Origin of the sequence: Kocuria sp. CH-021 (assembly GCF_049716185.1) — a bacterium.
Taxonomy (GTDB): domain Bacteria; phylum Actinomycetota; class Actinomycetes; order Actinomycetales; family Micrococcaceae; genus Kocuria; species Kocuria cellulosilytica.
Genome location: NZ_JBNAFK010000007.1, coordinates 99296 through 116535 on the forward strand (window position 1 = coordinate 99296; position 17240 = coordinate 116535).

The 17240-nt window shown below is 72.3% G+C and carries 18 protein-coding genes, 1 tRNA gene and 1 riboswitch; of the genes, 18 read left to right on the plus strand and 1 reads right to left on the minus strand.

The window, feature by feature from the left end; all coding sequences use genetic code 11:
* The first annotated feature begins 284 nt into the window (after nucleotides 1-284).
* The 6 genes from ACPYN7_RS07135 (at nucleotide 285) to ACPYN7_RS07160 (ending at nucleotide 4695) form a co-directional block, all read left to right on the plus strand.
* Nucleotides 285-749 (plus strand): hypothetical protein, encoded by a 465-nt coding sequence (locus ACPYN7_RS07135; protein ID WP_424347173.1) that lies wholly within the window; start codon nucleotides 285-287, stop codon nucleotides 747-749.
* Between the two features lie 167 nt (nucleotides 750-916).
* The gene (locus ACPYN7_RS07140; protein ID WP_424347174.1) at nucleotides 917-1771 is read left to right on the plus strand and encodes a phage holin family protein; all 855 of its coding nucleotides are present in this window, start codon (nucleotides 917-919) and stop codon (nucleotides 1769-1771) included.
* A gap of 166 nt (nucleotides 1772-1937) precedes the next feature.
* Entirely contained in the window at nucleotides 1938-2930 is a 993-nt protein-coding gene (locus ACPYN7_RS07145; protein ID WP_424347175.1) for a DMT family transporter, read from the plus strand.
* The gene (locus tag ACPYN7_RS07150; RefSeq protein ID WP_424347176.1) at nucleotides 2927-4180 is read left to right on the plus strand and encodes a glycosyltransferase; all 1254 of its coding nucleotides are present in this window, start codon (nucleotides 2927-2929) and stop codon (nucleotides 4178-4180) included. The genes ACPYN7_RS07145 and ACPYN7_RS07150 overlap by 4 nt, the downstream gene beginning before the upstream one ends.
* 33 nt (nucleotides 4181-4213) lie before the next feature.
* Nucleotides 4214-4287: transfer RNA gene (locus tag ACPYN7_RS07155), tRNA-Ile, on the plus strand.
* Nucleotides 4288-4425: 138 nt separating this feature from the next.
* A complete protein-coding gene (locus ACPYN7_RS07160; protein WP_058873475.1) occupies nucleotides 4426-4695 on the plus strand; it encodes a hypothetical protein in 270 nt (89 codons plus the stop codon).
* On the opposite strand, the gene ACPYN7_RS07165 is transcribed toward ACPYN7_RS07160, so the two are convergent.
* Complete coding sequence (locus ACPYN7_RS07165) at nucleotides 4617-5261, minus strand: M23 family metallopeptidase (protein ID WP_424347177.1); 645 nt, start codon at nucleotides 5259-5261, stop codon at nucleotides 4617-4619. The two genes, ACPYN7_RS07160 and ACPYN7_RS07165, sit on opposite strands and share 79 nt — an antisense overlap.
* Before the next feature lie 439 nt (nucleotides 5262-5700).
* Between ACPYN7_RS07165 and rpsB the strand changes: the two genes are divergently transcribed.
* From rpsB to ACPYN7_RS07225, 12 genes are all read left to right on the plus strand, one after another.
* A complete protein-coding gene (gene rpsB / locus ACPYN7_RS07170; protein WP_424347178.1) occupies nucleotides 5701-6591 on the plus strand; it encodes a 30S ribosomal protein S2 in 891 nt (296 codons plus the stop codon).
* A gap of 192 nt (nucleotides 6592-6783) precedes the next feature.
* Entirely contained in the window at nucleotides 6784-7614 is an 831-nt protein-coding gene (gene tsf, locus ACPYN7_RS07175; protein ID WP_058873477.1) for a translation elongation factor Ts, read from the plus strand.
* Nucleotides 7615-7841: 227 nt separating this feature from the next.
* The gene (pyrH, locus tag ACPYN7_RS07180) at nucleotides 7842-8615 is read left to right on the plus strand and encodes a UMP kinase (RefSeq protein WP_231738297.1); all 774 of its coding nucleotides are present in this window, start codon (nucleotides 7842-7844) and stop codon (nucleotides 8613-8615) included.
* Between the two features lie 126 nt (nucleotides 8616-8741).
* A complete protein-coding gene (gene frr / locus ACPYN7_RS07185; protein WP_058873478.1) occupies nucleotides 8742-9299 on the plus strand; it encodes a ribosome recycling factor in 558 nt (185 codons plus the stop codon).
* Nucleotides 9299-10246 (plus strand): phosphatidate cytidylyltransferase, encoded by a 948-nt coding sequence (locus ACPYN7_RS07190; protein ID WP_058873479.1) that lies wholly within the window; start codon nucleotides 9299-9301, stop codon nucleotides 10244-10246. Before frr ends, ACPYN7_RS07190 begins: the two co-directional genes overlap by 1 nt.
* 25 nt (nucleotides 10247-10271) lie before the next feature.
* Nucleotides 10272-10910: a DivIVA domain-containing protein gene (locus ACPYN7_RS07195; RefSeq protein ID WP_424347179.1), complete on the plus strand. Its 639-nt coding sequence runs from the start codon at nucleotides 10272-10274 to the stop codon at nucleotides 10908-10910.
* Between the two features lie 164 nt (nucleotides 10911-11074).
* Nucleotides 11075-11455: a DUF485 domain-containing protein gene (locus ACPYN7_RS07200; RefSeq protein ID WP_058873481.1), complete on the plus strand. Its 381-nt coding sequence runs from the start codon at nucleotides 11075-11077 to the stop codon at nucleotides 11453-11455.
* A 3-nt stretch (nucleotides 11456-11458) separates the two neighbouring features.
* Nucleotides 11459-13090, plus strand: a complete 1632-nt coding sequence (locus ACPYN7_RS07205; RefSeq protein WP_424347180.1) for a solute symporter family protein — start codon at nucleotides 11459-11461, stop codon at nucleotides 13088-13090.
* 221 nt (nucleotides 13091-13311) lie between these two features.
* The gene (locus ACPYN7_RS07210; protein ID WP_058873483.1) at nucleotides 13312-13581 is read left to right on the plus strand and encodes a GlsB/YeaQ/YmgE family stress response membrane protein; all 270 of its coding nucleotides are present in this window, start codon (nucleotides 13312-13314) and stop codon (nucleotides 13579-13581) included.
* A gap of 127 nt (nucleotides 13582-13708) precedes the next feature.
* A complete protein-coding gene (gene dxr, locus ACPYN7_RS07215; protein WP_424347181.1) occupies nucleotides 13709-14983 on the plus strand; it encodes a 1-deoxy-D-xylulose-5-phosphate reductoisomerase in 1275 nt (424 codons plus the stop codon).
* 44 nt (nucleotides 14984-15027) lie between these two features.
* A riboswitch (SAM riboswitch) is annotated at nucleotides 15028-15144 on the plus strand.
* Nucleotides 15145-15244: 100 nt separating this feature from the next.
* The gene (locus tag ACPYN7_RS07220; protein ID WP_058873484.1) at nucleotides 15245-16138 is read left to right on the plus strand and encodes a MetQ/NlpA family ABC transporter substrate-binding protein; all 894 of its coding nucleotides are present in this window, start codon (nucleotides 15245-15247) and stop codon (nucleotides 16136-16138) included.
* Entirely contained in the window at nucleotides 16135-17214 is a 1080-nt protein-coding gene (locus ACPYN7_RS07225) for a methionine ABC transporter ATP-binding protein (RefSeq protein ID WP_424347182.1), read from the plus strand. Before ACPYN7_RS07220 ends, ACPYN7_RS07225 begins: the two co-directional genes overlap by 4 nt.
* Nucleotides 17215-17240 lie beyond the last annotated feature (26 nt).

Sequence of the window (17240 nt, forward strand, 5' to 3'; positions counted from 1 at the left end):
CCGGGGTCGGTCGCAGCAGCGGTTCGTTCCAGGGCGGGACACCTCGGCAGAGCCGCGGAGCACAGCGCCGCCCACAGGGCGGGAATGCCCGAGCGGGGCGGCAGCTCGGAGTCAGGGGCCGCCGGGTGCCGGACCTGCTTCCATGTTGACCGAGAAGTAGTGCCGAAGCGTGACCGTACCGCGCCCGGATCGTCACCGTTTGCTATTGAGTCCCTTGTCAGAAGCGAATTACGCTCATCTCACCAGATACACCAAGGGGGAACACAGTGAAAACTCTGGAAAAGATGGTAGCCAGCGTCGCAGTGGCGGGACTGTTGTTCGGGGGAGCATCGCCGGCACTCGCTGACGGCGGCGGCGACCGGCACAAAAAAGACGACAAGGGCCACGGCCGGTACGACGAGCGCAAGAACGGCGAGGTGGATGTCGTCGTCAAGTACCGGCACCACGGGTACTGGAAGTCGAAGACCTATGAGGACCAGACTCTCAAGGAGGCGGCGTCCAAGGCCAAGGAGAAGTGCCACGGCGGCGACTGGTGGGACTACTACAAGGACGCCCGGAAGGTGGACCGGACCGGGAAGTCGGACAAGGTCTGCGAGAAGCGGTACGTGAAGGTCTACTTCGAGCAGGACGAGGACAAGGACCGGCACTGGGACAAGGACAAGGGCCACGACAAGGATCACGGCAAGGACAAGCACGACGACAAGGACAAGGACAAGGACAAGGACCACCGCAAGTACAAGAAGCACTGACACCGGTCCTGGCGCACTGACGGGAGGGCCCGTCCGGAATTCCGGACGGGCCCTCCCGTGCGTCCCCGCAGGCCGCTTCACGGCCCGGTGCTCGCCCGCCCCCGGCGTCCCCGATGGTAGTTTGGTGCTCAGTCCACGTACTTTTCACATCATCAACGGAGGCGGGCATGAGTCATTCGGTAGGCCCCAGCACGGGCGGGACGTCAGGAACCAGGTCGGAGCACTCCGATCCGGGATCGGCGTCGATCCTCGACGTCGTGAAGGTCTTCGCCCGGCTGCTGCCCAAGCAGCTCAAGGACGAGGCCCAGCTCGCCAAGCTCGAGCTCACGGAGAAGGCGAAGACGCTGGGCAAGGGAGCGGCCTTCGTCGTCGTCGGCCTGGTGTTCCTGCTGCTGGCCACGATCGCCCTCGTCGGTGCGGCGATCGCCGGGCTGGCGCAGGTCATGCCCGCCTGGCTGGCCGCCCTGCTGCTCGCCGTGCTGTTCCTGATCATCCTGGCCGTCGCGGCGCTCATCGGGGTGTCGACCATCAAGAAGGCCCTGCCGCTCGTGCCGCGCAAGGCGGTCTTCGGGACGAAGTACGACCTCGGCGTGGTCAAGGAGGGGTCCGCCTACACCGAGAGCCGCGTCCAGCGCGAGGAGCAGCTGGCCCGCGAGCGCAAGGAGCAGGAGAAGCGCGAGGCCGCCCAGGACCCGGCCCGGCAGAAGCCCCCGGCGCCCACCGAGGAGCAGCTGCGGCACCGGCTCAAGCTGCGCCGCGAGCACCTCAAGACGCTGCGCGACGACGTCCAGGGCCGCGCGGAGACCATCCAGTCCACCACCAAGGGCTTCGTGGACCGCACCAGCCGCACCGTGAAGACCACGCCGAAGGACGTCAAGGGCCTGCTCGCCCAGGGCGGGGCGAAGTCCGGCTCGCGGGCCGGCGCCGGGCAGGCCGGGATCGGCGAGCGGTGGCAGCCGCTCACGGTGCTGGCCGTGGCGGGGAGCGCGTTCGTCGTCTTCCTGCGCAAGCTGTTCCGGTGACGTCGCCGTCCACGGGCCGCCCGTGGACGAGCGCACCGGTCGAAGGCCCGGAAGCCACAGGCTTCCGGGCCTTCCCCGTGCGTTCACCGGGCGTCCACGCGCTGCGGACCGGACGGGCGGGCCGGCTCGATAGACTCCCGGGCGTGACGACAGATCGGAGGGCCCCGTGAGCCAGTGGCTGGCCGTGGTCCTGGCGCTGCTCTCGGCCGTGTGCCTGGCCATGGGGACGCAGCAGCAGGGCAGCGCCGTGGCCGACGTCGCGCACGGGCGGCTGGGCCTGCGCAGCATCGGGGTCCTGCTGCGCCGTCCCCGCTGGCTGCTCGGGCTGGGCCTGCTGGGCGCCGGCACGGCCCTCAACGTCACCGCGCTCGGGCTGGCCACCGTGACGGTGGTCCAGCCGATCGGCGTCGTGGCCCTGGTCATCACCACGCTGCTGCACGCCCGGCACCGCCGGCTGCGGATCAACCGGCGGACCTGGGCGGCCATCGGTCTGTGCACCGCCGGCGGGGCGGTCTTCGTGACCTGCGCGGTGGCGGCGACCGATCCCGCCCAGGGCATCTCGCAGTGGGCCGAGCACACCGTGGTGGTCATGCTCGTGGTGCTGACCTGTGTCCTCGGGGTCTCCGCGGCCATGTTCGGCCGCAGTCTGGGCGGGACCTTCTACGTGGTGGGGGCCGGCATCCTCTACGGCTTCGTGGCGGTGCTGGTGCGGCTGACGCTCATCCGCATCCAGGGCAGCGCGGGGACGCCCCTGGACGACGTCAACTGGCTGGCGGTGGCCACCGCGGTGCTCGCGGCCGTGCTGGGCGGGTGGTTCGTGCAGACGGCGTTCGCGGCGGGGCCGCCGGACCTCGTGATCGCCGGGCTGACCGTGATCGACCCGATGGTGGGCGTGCTCCTGGGACTGCTGGTCCTGGGAGAGGCGGCGCCCGGCTTCTCCGTCCCGGTCGGGGTCCTCATGGCCGGGGCCGGCGCCGTTGCTATAGTCGGGGTCGCCGTGCTCTCGCAGCACCACCCGGAGGTGCTCGAGCGCCGCGCCGAGCTCGCACGGCGGGACGCCGCACAGCCCGCCCCGGGCCCCGCGGCCCCGCACCCTCCGGCACCGCATCCTGCAGCACCGGACCGCCCAGCACACGACCGACCGGGAAGACACGCTTGAGCGCCGACACCACGACCGCCGACCGCCCCCTCACCGTCCTCCTGGGCGCCGAGACCTATCCGCCGGACGTCAACGGGGCCGCGCAGTTCGGCCACCGTCTCGCCCGCGGCCTGCACGAGCGGGGCCACCGGGTACACGTGCTGTGCGCCCGCCCCGAGCCGGGGCCGTCCTGCCGGGCGGAGGACGACGGCGTGCTGGAGCACCGCCTGCGCTCCCACCGGGCGTTCACCCACCCGTACTTCCGCCTGTGCTTCCCGTGGCAGGTCGCCGGGGAGATCCGCCGGGTGCTCGACGAGGTCCGCCCCGACGTCGTCCACGTCCAGAACCACTACATCATCGGCCGGATGCTGGTGCGGGAGGCCCGGCGCCGGGGCATCCGCACCGTGGCCACCAACCACTTCGTGCCCGAGAACCTGGAACCGTTCCTGCCGTTCCCCGCGTGGGTGCTGGACCGGTACCGCGCGGTGTCGTGGCGGGACATGGTGCGGGTGTTCGGCGCCTGCGACGTGGTGACCGCGCCCACCCCGCTCGCGGTCGAGACCATGCGCCGCAACGGCTTCCCCGGCACCGTGCTCGCCGTGTCCAACGGCATCCGGATCGCCGACTACGAGGCCCACGACGGCGAGCAGCGGGAGCGGGGCGCGCCCCCGACGGTCCTGTTCACCGGCCGGCTGGCGGTCGAGAAGAACGTCGACGTGCTCATCGAGGCCCTCTCGCTGCTGCCCGCCGAGCTCGACGCCCACCTGGAGCTCGTGGGCGACGGCGAGCAGCGGTCCGCGCTCGAGAAGCTGGCGAGGGCCCTCGGGGTCGCCCAGCGGGTCCGCTTCCTGGGCTACGTTCCCGACGATGAGCTGCGCGCGGCCTACCTCCGGGCGGACGTGTTCTGCCAGCCGGGCACCGCGGAGCTGCAGTCCCTGGTGACGCTCGAGGCCATGGCGGCGTCGCGGCCCGTCGTCCTGGCGAACGCGCGGGCCCTGCCGCACCTGGCCGAGGACGGGGTCAACGGCTGGCTCTTCGCCCCCGGCGACGCGCAGGACCTGGCGCGCAAGCTCGCCCTCGTCCTGGGCGCCCCGCCCGAGGAGCGCGCACGGATGGGCCGGGAGAGCCGCCGCAAGGTCGCCCAGCACAGCTTCCCGCGGACCCTCGAGACGTTTCTGCGGCTCTACCGCGGGCAGTACCCGGAACCGGTGCGCGCCCGCGCCGCAGGCCCGGGGCGGCTGCGCAGCCGGCTCGCCTCGCTCGTGCGGTAACGTGGTGCTGCGCCGCCGGGCCCGGCCCGGCGCGGGGCCGTAGCTCAGCTGGTCAGAGCAGAGGACTCATAATCCTTCGGTCGTGGGTTCAAGCCCCACCGGCCCTACTCCCCGTCCCTGTCACCGTTGTTCTCCCGGTGGCGGGGACGCTCCCGCCGGACCACGCCGCCACCGGGTGCGCGTCCGCCGCGGATGTGGTGCACTGGTGGTCCGATCCGAGTTCCGCCCACCGTAAGGACCCCGAGATGAGCCGCCGCACGACGTGGAGCCTCCTGTCCGTCGCCGCCCTGGGGGCCGCCGCGCTGACCGGCTGCGACACCACCGCCGAGGACGTCGAGCAGGGCGCCGACCAGGTCCAGCAGGAGCTCGAGCAGGGCGCCGACCAGCTCCAGGAGGGGGCCGACCAGGTCCAGCAGGAGGTGGAGGAGGGCGCCGGTCAGCTGCAGGAGGGCGCCGACCAGCTCCAGCAGGAGGTCGAGCAGGGCGTCGAGGACGTGCAGGGCGGCGAGGGCTGAGCGGCCGCCCGCCGCCGCTCCTCGGGCACGGGCAGCAGCACCGACGGGCCGAGCGCGCCGACGAACCCGAGCGGATTGACGTAGTCGCCGTCCCGGCGCACGCCCCAGTGCAGACAGGTGCCCGCACCGCAGTGGTCGCGGCCGCCCAGCACGCCCACCGCCTGCCCGCGGCGCACCCGGTCCCCGGCGGCGAGGTCCGACTCGACGGGCTCGAAGCTCGAGCGCACGCCCCGGCCGTGGTCGAGCGTCAGCACGGGCCGGTCCACCACGAACCCCACGAAGCTCACCGTCCCCGCCGCGGGGGCGCGCACGGTCGCGCCCGGGGCGGCCCCGAGGTCCACTCCCCGGTGACCCCGCGCCCACCGCTGGGCGGGCGGGACCCAGTCGCCCACCACGGCCGGTCGCGGCGCCAGCGGCCACGTCCACCCCGGCGCCGCCGAGCCGGGGGAGGGGGCGGCGGCCCCGAGGGCGAGCACGAGCCCCAGCGCCGCGGCCCGCACCGTCCAGGGGTGTCCCGGACGTGCAGGGCGGGAGGCCCGGAGGGGCCGGTCGCGTCGGAGGAGCATGCTCCCACTGTCGGCCCGCGCCCCGGGCGGCGGGCGGCTCCGGCCCCGTGCTGTGGACGCATCCCGAGCGCGATCGCCGGCCCCCGGGGATGTGCAGGACGGACGAGGCCCTGTAGTACACTGGGGCCCGCAGTGTGCTCTGCCGCGCCCTCCGTGGCGTGCCTTCGCGACCTCCCCGGACCCGGCCCCGACGCCGGAGCCGGCGGCGCGGTGGCGAGCAGCTGACTTCGCGCGCAGCGCCGCCGGGACCTCCCGTCCCGGCCCGGCCGCCCCGGTCCGCGTTCCCCGTCCCGGCGGGGTGCGGCACGGCGGCCGGGAGACGGACCCGCAGGGTCCGCCCACCGCTGCGCCAGGGGCTCGTCCGCCGGACGCAGCCGAGAACCGTACCCGCGGGCCGGGCGTCGTCGCACGCCCTCCCGCACGAGAACAAGGAGACGACATGTCTGTCGTTACCATGCGCCAGCTCCTCGACAGCGGCGTGCACTTCGGCCACCAGACCCGCCGCTGGAACCCGAAGATGAAGCGCTTCATCTTCACCGAGCGCAACGGCATCTACATCATCGACCTCCAGCAGTCGCTGTCCTTCATCGACCGCGCCTACGAGGCCGTGAAGACCACCGTGGCCCACGGCGGCACCATCCTCTTCGTCGGCACCAAGAAGCAGGCCCAGGAGGCCATCGCCGAGCAGGCCACCCGCGTGGGCATGCCCTACGTGAACCACCGCTGGCTCGGCGGCATGCTCACCAACTTCGCCACGGTCTCCAAGCGCATCGAGCGCATGAAGGAGCTCGAGGAGATCGACTTCGACGACGTCGCCGGCTCGCAGTACACGAAGAAGGAGCTCCTGCTCCTGCGCCGTGAGAAGGAGAAGCTGGAGCGCACCCTCGGCGGCATCCGCAACCTGACCAAGGCCCCGTCCCTGATCTGGATCGTGGACACCAAGAAGGAGCACCTCGCGGTGGACGAGGCCCAGAAGCTGGGCATCCCCGTCGTCGCGATCCTCGACACCAACTGCGACCCCGACGAGGTCGCCTTCCCGATCCCGGGCAACGACGACGCCATCCGCTCCGTCAACCTGCTGACCCGCGTGATCGCCGACGCCGTGGCCGAGGGCCTCATGGAGCGCCACAACAAGAAGTCCGGCGGCGCCGACCAGGCCGCCGAGCCGATGGCCGAGTGGGAGCGCGAGCTGCTCGAGCAGCACGCCGCCGAGCAGACCGCCGCGGCCGAGGCCCCGGCCGAGACCGCCGCTCCCGCCGAGACCGCCGCCGCGACCGAGGCCCCCGCCGAGGCCGCCGCCCCGGCCGAGACCGAGACCGCCGCCGAGTAGTCTCCGTCCACCGTTCGTTCCCCCCGGTCGGGGCGCCGTCCCCGCCCGGGGCCGGGGGGGGGGGGGGGGGCCCCCCCCCCCCCCCCCCCCCCCCCCCCCCCCCCCGGGGGGGGGCGCGGCCCCCCCCGGGGGCGGGCGGGGCGGGGCCCGCGCCCGCCCCGCCCGGCACCACCGACTACGTGAGGAGTTTCCATGGCGAACTACACCGCCGCTGAGATCAAGGCCCTGCGCGAGCGCACCGGCGCGGGCATGCTCGACGTCAAGAAGGCGCTCGACGAGGCCGACGGCGACCTCCAGAAGGCCCAGGAGATCATCCGCGTCAAGGGCCTCAAGGGCGTCACCAAGCGCGAGGGCCGGGCCACGGCCGAGGGCCTCGTCGCCGCGCGCGTCGAGGGCACCGTCGGGTACATGGTCGAGGTCAACTCCGAGACCGACTTCGTGGCGAAGTCCGCCCCGTTCGTCGAGTTCGGCAACAAGGTGCTCGACGCCGCCGTGGCCGCCGACGCCACCACGCTCGAGGCCCTCCTGGACGCCCAGGTCGACGGCAAGGCCGTCTCCGAGCTCGTCACCGAGACCGGTGCGCTGCTCGGCGAGAAGGTCGTCGTCCGCCGCATCGCCCGGGTCGAGGGCGAGAACGTGGCCGTCTACCTGCACAAGACCTCCAAGGACCTCCCGGCCCAGGTCGGCGTGCTGCTGGCCGTCGCCGGCGCCGACGCGGGCCAGGTCGCCCACGACGTCGCCGTGCACATCGCCGCGCTGTCCCCGACGTTCCTCTCCCAGGAGGACGTGCCCGCCGAGACCGTCGAGTCGGAGAAGCGCGTGGCCGAGGAGACCGCCCGCGCCGAGGGCAAGCCGGAGAAGATCCTGCCGAACATCATCAACGGCCGGCTCAAGGGCTACTTCAAGGACGTCGTCCTGCTCGACCAGGACTTCGCCAAGGACTCGAAGAAGACCGTCGGCAAGGTGCTCGAGGAGGCCGGTGCGACCGCCACGGCCTTCGCCCGCTTCCGCGTCGGCGCCTGACTGGTCCCGTCAGGGCGCCCCGCGCCCGAGCCGAGGAGGCGCCCCTGCACCGCAGGGGCGCCTCCTTCGTCGTTCCCGCTCCGACCTGCGGCGACGCTCCCAGCGCCCCTCGGGGCGACGTCGGCGGGCGGACGTGTTCTGTATGCTGAGGGAGGCCCGGCCCCGAGCCAGCTGCACCCTCGCGGGGTCGAGCAGTCCACGCAGCTCCGTCGTCGCCGGGAGGAACCATGCCCACCACTTCTGCCTCCGAGATCAAGGACGAGGCCCTGCGCCTGAGCAGGGACCCCCGGGTCGCCCCCACCCGCCGCCGGGTGCTCCTCAAGCTCTCGGGCGAGGTGTTCGGCGGCGGCTCCATCGGGGTGGACACGCGCGTGGTCCGCGACATCGCCGAGCAGATCGCCGCCACCGTGGGCCAGGTCGAGACCGCCGTCGTGGTGGGGGGCGGCAACTTCTTCCGCGGCGCGGAGCTCTCCCAGGCCGGCATGGACCGGTCCCGGGCGGACTACATGGGGATGCTCGGCACCGTCATGAACTGCCTGGCGCTGCAGGACTTCCTCGAGCAGTGCGGAGTGGACACCCGGGTGCAGTCCGCGATCAAGATGGAGCAGGTGGCCGAGGTCTACATCCCCCGCCGGGCCATCCGCCACATGGAGAAGGACCGCGTCGTGATCTTCGGCGCCGGCGCCGGGCTGCCCTACTTCTCGACCGACACCGTCGCCGCCCAGCGCGCCCTCGAGGTGCACGCGGACGAGGTGCTCATGGCGAAGAACGGGGTGGACGGCGTCTACACCGCGGACCCCCGCACGAACCCGGACGCCCAGCGGCTGTCCACCCTCACCTACGGCGAAGCCCTGGCCCGCGACATCCGGGTCATGGACCAGACCGCCTTCAGCCTGTGCCGCGACAACGACGTGACGATGCGCGTGTTCGGCATGGAGGGCGAGGGCAACGTCACCCGCGCCATCCTCGGGGAGCAGATCGGCACCCTCGTCACCGCGTGAGCCGGTGCGGGACGGCCCCCGGTTAGACTGGGGCCAGCACGGCCGGGCCGCGCGGTCACCGCGCAGCGACCGGCCGGACCGACCCCGCGCGGAGGACTCCGTGCGACACGACGAAGGAGCCCCTACGTGATCTCAGAGACCATGTCCGAAGCGAAGACCAAGATGGGCAAGGCCGTGGACGGCGCCAAGGAGGACTTCGCCGCGGTCCGCACGGGCCGGGCCAACCCCTCCCTCTTCTCGGGCGTGCTGGTCGAGTACTACGGCACTCCCACCCCGCTCCAGCAGCTGGCCTCCTTCCAGAACCCCGAGGCCCGCACCCTGCTCATCACGCCGTACGACCGCTCCGCCCTGAACGACATCGAGAAGGCGCTGCGCAACTCGGACATCGGGGCGAACCCCGCCAACGACGGCAACGTCATCCGGGTGGTCATGCCGGAGCTGACGCAGGAGCGGCGCAAGGAGTACGTCAAGGTCGTGGGGCACAAGGCCGAGGAGGCGCGCGTCTCCGTGCGGAACATCCGCCGGCACGCCAAGGACCTGATCGAGAAGGCCGTCAAGGACGGCGACATCGGCGAGGACGAGGGCAAGCGCGCCGAGAAGGACCTCGACGCCTCCACCAAGAAGCACATCGACCAGATCGACGAGATGCTCAAGAACAAGGAAGCCGAGCTGCTGCAGGTCTGATGCCGCACCAGCGACGACCGCACCAGGAGACGAAGGCTTCCCCCGGCACCGCCGGGGGGGCCTTCTCCTCGCGGACCCGGGCCGAGCCCGTCCCGGACGGCGCCGTGCCGGCCCCGGGACGCCGGCACACCGCGCCCTCCCGCGCCGGGCGGAACCTGCCGGCGGCCGTGGGCGTCGCCGCGGTGCTCATCGGGACCCTCCTCGTCGGGCTGTTCGTCCAGCCCCTCGTCCTGGCGCTCTTCGCCGGGACGGCCGCGGGGATCGGGGTCTGGGAGGTCGGCCGGTCGCTGCGCTACCGCGACATCGCGATCCCGCGCGTGCCGGCGGTGACGGCGGGCGTGCTGATGCCGGTCGCCGCCTTCGCCGGCGGGGGCGAGGCGCTCATGATGGCCGTGATCGTGGGACTGACGCTCGTCATCGTGTGGCGGGCCCTGGGGGACCGGGACGGCATGGTCCTGTCGATCATGGGCTCGGTCTTCGCCCTGGTGTGGGTTGGCTTCCTGCTCAGCATCGCCCTGCTGCTCTACCACACCGAGGCGGGCCCGCTGAAGGTGCTCACCGTGATCCTGCTGGCCATCGGCTCCGACACGTGCGGCTACGCCGTGGGAGTGGTCTGGGGCCGCCACCCCATGGCGCCGCGGATCAGTCCCAAGAAGTCCTGGGAGGGCTTCGCCGGTTCGCTCGGCGGCTCGGTGGTCATCGGCGTGCTGTGCGCCGTCCTGCTGCTCGACCACGCCTGGTGGGAGGGCGCCGTGCTGGCCGCGGTCCTCGTTCTGGCCGCCACCCTCGGCGACTTCTCCGAGTCCATGGTCAAGCGGGAGCTGGGGATCAAGGACATGGGCACCCTGCTGCCCGGCCACGGGGGAGTGATGGACCGGATCGACTCCATCCTCTTCGCCGTCCCCGCCGGGTACCTGCTCTTCGAGCTGTTCGCCGCGGGCGCCTGAGCCGGGCATCCAGGACCCGCAGCACATGCCCTCCGAACCCCCGGGAGCCCGGCCTCCCACCGCCCGCATCCCCCGGTGCAGCCCGGCCGAACGGGGCTACGACGTCGAGCAGGTCGACGACGTCCTGGCCGGCGTGCGAGCGGCCCTCGGAGGCGCCCCGGACGGGTTCGCCCCGGATGGGTCCGCCCCGGACGGGCCCGCCGCCGGAGAGGATCCCCGGGCCCTGACGAGCACCCAGGTCCGCGCGGTCGTCTTTGCCGCCGCCCGGGGCGGCTACCGGCCGGAGGCCGTGGACGAGCTCCTGGAGGCCGCCGAGGACGCGCTCGCCGCGGCGGAGCGCGAGCAGTGCCTGCGCGCCCGGGGCCCCGAGGCCTGGCAGGAGCACGTCGACGCCCTGGCGCGGCTGCTCCGGAACCGCCTCGACCGCCCGCGCACCCAGCGCTTCCGGCGCCCCTCCCGGCCCCGGGCCCAGGGCTACTCCGCGGCGCACGTGGACGTCCTGTGCGAGCGCCTCGGCGCCCGGCTCGCGGGCGCGGCCCCCCTGGAGCCGGCCGAGCTGCGGCGGGCCGTCTTCCCGCCCGCGCAGGGCGAGCGCAGCTACGAGGAGCAGCAGGTGGACGCCTTCCTGGACCGCGCCGTCCAGCTGCTCCTGGCCGTCCGCTGAACCGAGCCGTCCAGCGGTCCTGTGTATACATGCTGGACCAGGCAACGTCCAGAAACGCCGATGCATGTCATGTTTTGCCGCTGAATAGGAACTTTTGGGCGTAGCGTCTTGCTCCTGTGCATACAACGGCCTAGTGTGGGCCACATCACATGAGGAGGTAGCCCATGGCCAACCAGCCACCCATCGACGCCGACGACCTCGTCGCCGACGTCGACTTCCCCGCGGCCCAGCGGTCGCCAGAGTTCCAGGAGCTGCGGAAAGCCCACCGCGGTTTCGTCTTCCCGCTCGCCGTCGTGTTCCTGGTCTGGTACCTGCTGTACGTGGTGCTCGCCATGTACGTGCCGCAGCTGTTCGCCATCCAGGTCATCGGCAACGTCAACCTCGGCGTCGTCCTGGGCCTGCTCCAGTTCGTCACGACCTTCGCGATCACGGGCGCCTACGTGTCCTTCGCCAACCGCAAGCTGGACCCGAAAGCCACGGCCATCCGGGAGCGCCTCGAGCCCGCTCTCGACCTCCCCGGCGGCGCCCACGGACAGGAGAACTGATCGATGAATCCTCTGCACTCCGCGCTCGTGCCCATGGCGGCCGGCACCACGGAGACGGTCGGCACGCCCTGGATCAACATCTCCATCTTCGGCGCGTTCGTCGTCGTCACGATGGTCATCGTCCTGCGGGCCTCGAAGTCCACGGCCACGGCGGCCGACTACTACGCCGGCGGCCGCGGCTTCAGCGGCACCCAGAACGGCCTGGCCATCGCCGGCGACTACCTCTCGGCGGCGTCCTTCCTGGGCATCGTGGGCGCGATCGCCATCCAGGGCTACGACGGGTTCCTGTACTCGATCGGCTTCCTCGTGGCCTGGCTCGTGGCGCTGCTGCTGATCGCGGAGCTCCTGCGCAACACCGGCAAGTTCACGATGGCGGACGTGCTGTCCTTCCGGCTGCGCCAGCGCCCCGTGCGCGTGGCGGCGTCCATCTCCACCCTCGCCGTGTCCGCGTTCTACCTGCTGGCGCAGATGGCCGGCGCCGGCGCCCTGGTGTCCCTGCTGCTGGGCATCGGCTCCCGGGCCGGGCAGTCCCTCGTGATCGTGGTCGTGGGCGTGCTCATGATCGTCTACGTCCTCGTGGGCGGCATGAAGGGCACCACCTACGTGCAGATCATCAAGGCCGTGCTCCTGGTCTCCGGCGTGGCGGTCATGACCGTCTGGATCCTGGCGCTGTACGGCTTCAACTTCTCGTCCCTGCTCGGTGACGCCGTCGCCGTCTCCGGCAACCCGGCCATCCTCGAGCCGGGCCTGAAGTACGGCGTGAGCGAGACCAGCAAGCTGGACTTCATCTCCCTGGGCCTGGCCCTCGTCTTCGGCGCCGCGGGCCTGCCCCACGTGCTGATGCGCTTCTACACGGTGCCGACCGCCAAGGAGGCCCGCACCTCCGTGGTCTGGGCCATCTCGCTGATCGGCCTGTTCTACCTCTTCACCCTGATCCTGGGCTTCGGCGCGGCGGCCCTCATCGGCGCCGAGCGGATCCAGGCGGCCCCCGGCGGCGTGAACTCCGCGGCCCCGCTGCTGGCGTTCGAGCTCGGCGGCTCGCTGCTGATGGGCATCATCGCGGCCGTGGCCTTCGCCACGATCCTCGCGGTCGTCGCCGGCCTGGCCATCACCGCCTCGGCGTCCTTCGCGCACGACATCTACACCAGCGTCATCAAGAAGGGCGACTCGGACCCCCGCAAGGAGCTGAAGGTCGCCAAGACCACCGTGGTGGTCATCGGCCTCGTCTCCATCGCGGGCGGCATCGGCGCGCAGGGCCAGAACGTCGCGTTCCTCGTGGCGCTCGCCTTCGCGGTCGCGGCCTCGGCGAACCTGCCGACCATCCTGTACTCCCTGTACTGGCGCCGCTTCACCACCCGCGGCGCGGTCTGGTCCATGTACGGCGGCCTGATCATCTCCGTGGGCCTCATCGTCTTCTCCCCGGTCATGTCCGGCACCGAGACGTCGATGATCCCGACCGCCGACTTCGCGTGGTTCCCGCTGCAGAACCCGGGCATCGTCTCGATCCCGGCCTCCTTCCTCCTCGGCTTCATCGGCTCCATGACGGAGCGCCGTCTCGAGGACCCGGTCAAGCAGTCCGAGATGGAGGTGCGCTCCCTCACAGGCATCGGTGCGGAGAAGCCCGTCGCGCACTGACGCGATCTCCGCTCCCACCTGGGACGATCCCCGGCCCGCCCGAAGCCTCGGCTTCCGGCGGGCCGGTCCGTGTCCGGCGGACACCCGCGTATTCACTGAAGTAAAAGGACAGGAGGCTGAGCGTCCGCTAGGGTTGGCGACGAAGCCGGCTCAGGGTATTCCTGGGGAACTCGCCGGTTGCTTACAATGAAAGTCCCTCCCGGGACGGATAAGGAGCAATCATGGGAATCATCAGCTGGATCGTCCTCGGCCTCATCGCCGGTGCTCTCGCCAAGCTCATCATGCCGGGCAACCAGGGCGGCGGCATTCTCGTCACCATGGTCCTCGGCATCGTCGGAGCCCTCCTCGGAGGCTTCCTGGGGTCGCTGATCGGCATCGGCGACCTGGAGTCCGTGTTCGACATCGGCACCATCATCACGGCCGTCGTGGGAGCGCTCATCGTGCTCTTCATCTGGGGCGCGGTCACCGGCCGCAAGGGCCGCACGCACTGACCCGGCCCCACCGGTCCCCGAGGCCCCGTCCACCGTTCCCGGTGGACGGGGCCTCGTGGCGTCCGAGCCCGGGCCGGCGTCCGCGCCCGGGGCGGGCCCGCGGGGTGATCCGGGGGATACTGGGGCCATGACGCCCCCCGCCTCCTCGCCCCGCACCCGGCAGACGCCCGAGCTGGCGGCCCTGGTCGCCGCCGGTCCCCGCAGGATCAGCGTCCTCGGCTCGACCGGCTCGATCGGCACCCAGGCCCTCGACGTCGTGCGGGCGGCCCGCGAGCTCGAGGGCCGGGCCCCGTTCACCGTGGTCGCCCTCGCCGCCGGGCGGAACCACCTCGAGCTGCTGGCCGAGCAGGCCGTCGAGACCCGCGCCGCGCTCGTGGCCACGAGCGGCACCGGCCAGGACGCCGCCCGGCTGGCCCGGCTGATCGCGGAGCGGGCCGCGGCCGCCGGGGCGGGGGACTACCGCCCCGAGATCGAGCACGGGCCCGCCGCGGCGTCCGCGGCCGCCGCCCACCCCGGCGCGGACCTGGTCCTCAACGGCATCACCGGCTCCATCGGGCTCGCGCCCACGCTGGCGGCGCTGCGGGCCGGGCACAAGCTCGCGCTGGCGAACAAGGAGTCGCTGATCGCCGGCGGCGCCCTCGTCAAGGCCGCCGCGGCGGCCACCGGGGACCCCGACGCGCTGATCCCCGTGGACTCCGAGCACTCGGCGCTCGCGCAGGCGCTGCGCGGCGGCTCCGTCGGGGAGGTGGACCGGCTCGTGCTGACGGCCTCGGGCGGGCCGTTCCGCGGCCGGTCCCGGGCGGAGCTCGAGGCGGTCACGCCGCAGGACGCGCTGCGCCACCCCACGTGGGACATGGGCCTGATGGTGACGACCAACTCCGCGTCCATGGTGAACAAGGCCCTCGAGGTGCTCGAGGCCCACCTGCTCTTCGACGTCCCCCTCGAGCGGATCGACGTGGTGGTCCACCCCCAGTCGGTGGTCCACTCCATGGTCCAGTTCGTGGACGGCTCCACCCTCGCCCAGGCCTCGCCCCCGGACATGCGCCTGCCCATCGCCCTCGGCCTGGCCTGGCCGCACCGGGTGCCCGGGGCCGCCCCGGCGTGCGACTGGACGCGCGCCGCCGAGTGGACCTTCGAGCCCCTGGACCCCGTGGCGTTCCCGGCCGTCGAGCTGATCAAGGCGGCGGGGGAGCGGGGCGGGACCTTCCCCGCGGTGTTCAACGCGGCCAACGAGGAGGCGGTGCACGCCTTCCACGACGGCCGCATCCGGTTCCCGGCCATCGTGGACACGGTCGAGGCGGTGCTGGACGGGCACGACGACGACGGCCCGCTCGAGCTCGAGGCCGTCCTGGCGGCCGAGCACTGGGCCCGCCGCCGGGCCCGCGAGGTCCTCGCCCGCTGACCGGGCCCCCGGGCCACGGCGTCCCCGTGCTAGTCTGTCGGCCGGATGACGAGTCCCAGCACGAAGCCCTGGCTGGCTGGGCGGCAACCCTCTCCCGTAGTGGGGTGCCCCAGGTGAACCATCCGGCCACGGCCGACGACGGCCGGCGGCAAGTACGGCTCGACGCCTCCCGCGCCCTTCCGCGCGCCGATCGGCCGACGCCGCCGGATCCCGGCCCTGGTGGACACCTCCGACACCTACGGACCCACGGAAAGGCACCACATGCGATCGCAGCGCCTCCCCTTCCTCGCCCTGGCCACCACCCTCGGCCTCACCCTCACCGCCTGCGGCGGCTCCGCGGGGGAGTCCTCCGGCGAGGGCGTCCTCGCCGACGACAAGGTCACCATCGGTGTCGTGGGCACGGACCCGACCCACGACGCCCTCAAGCAGCTGGCCGAGGAGCAGGGCATCACCGTCGAGTACGTCGACTTCTCCGACTACAACCAGCCGAACCCCGCCAACGAGTCCGGCGACGTGGAGATGACCTGGTTCCAGCACATCCCGTTCCTCGCCGACTACAACAACTCCGCGGGGGGCTCGATCACCCCCGTCGGGTCGACCTCGATCTACCCGCTGGGCCTGTACTCCAACCAGTACGACTCCGTGGAGCAGTTCCAGGAGGGCGACGAGATCGCGGTGCCCAACGACGCCGTGAACCTCTCCCGCGCGCTGCTGGTGCTCGAGGCCGCCGGGCTGGTGGAGCTGACCTCCGACACCCTGATCCCCACCGAGCTCGACGTCGACACCGAGGCCTCGACGGTGACGGTCACCCCGGTCTCCGCGGAGCAGACGGTGCTCTCGCTCGACTCGGTGGCCGGCTCGGTCATCAACAACGACTTCCTCTCCCGGGCGGACATCGACCCGAAGTCCGCGCTCGCCCAGGACGACCCCGACGCCGAGGGCTCCCGCGCCTACGTCAACCTGTTCACCACGACCGAGGAGCTCGCCGACGACGAGACCCTCCGGCAGGTGGCCGACCTGTACCACGAGCAGCCCGTGCTCGACGCCGAGATGACGGAGACCAAGGACACCGCCGTGCCGCTGCAGCTGGAGCAGCAGGAGCTGCAGGAGCTGACGGAGCGCTACCAGCAGGAGCTCAAGGACCAGGAGCAGTGAGCGCGGCGGTCCCCACCGGGCCGTCCGCACCCGGGCGCCCGGACGAGGTGCTCGTGCGCTTCAGCAACGTCTCCAAGACCTTCCGCACCGGCTCGGGGCGGGCGGCGCGCGAGGTGGTGGCGGTCGACGACGTGAGCCTCGACGTCCGCCGCGGCGAGATCTTCGGCGTGATCGGCTACTCCGGGGCGGGCAAGTCCACCCTCGTGCGCCTGATCAACGGGCTCGAGCCCATCACCTCCGGCTCCCTGACCGTGGAGGGCTTCGAGGTGGCCGGCCGGCGCGAGACCGAGCTGGCGCCGGTGCGGCAGGAGATCGGCATGATCTTCCAGCAGTTCAACCTCTTCACCTCCCGCACCGTGGCCGGCAACGTCGAGTACCCGCTCAAGCGGGCCGGCTGGCCGAAGGAGAAGCGCCGGGCGCGGGTGGCCGAGCTGCTCGAGTTCGTGGGCCTGTCCGCGCGCGCCGGCAACTACCCGGAGCAGCTCTCCGGCGGGCAGAAGCAGCGCGTGGGCATCGCCCGCGCCCTGGCGACCAGCCCGAAGCTGCTCCTGGCCGACGAGTCGACGAGCGCCCTCGACCCGGAGACCACGCAGGAGGTGCTGCAGGTGCTGCAGCGGGTCAACCGGGAGCTGGGCATCACCATCGTGATCATCACCCACGAGATGGACGTGGTCCGGGCGATCGCCGACCGCGTGGCCGTGATGCAGGACGGGAAGGTCGTGGAGCACGGCTCGACCGTGGACATCTTCGCCCGGCCCCGCACCGAGACCGCCCACCGCTTCGTCTCCTCCGTCCTGCACTCGGAGCCCGACGCCCGCGAGGTGGAGCGGCTGCGCCGCTCCCACCGCGGGCGCCTGGTGATCGTCGACGTCGGCGACGGCGTGGACATCGGCGGCGTGCTCTCCGACGGCGCCGCCCGCGGGGTCCGCTTCACCATCGCCTACGGCGGGATCAGCGTGCTCCAGGAGCAGTCCTTCGGGTCCCTGACCTTCGAGCTGACGGGCGAGGACACGGCCGTGCAGGCCGTGGTCGACGAGATGTCCCGCATCACGACCCTGAGAGAGGTGGCCGCGTGAACGACTGGTCCGTCCTGGGACCCGAG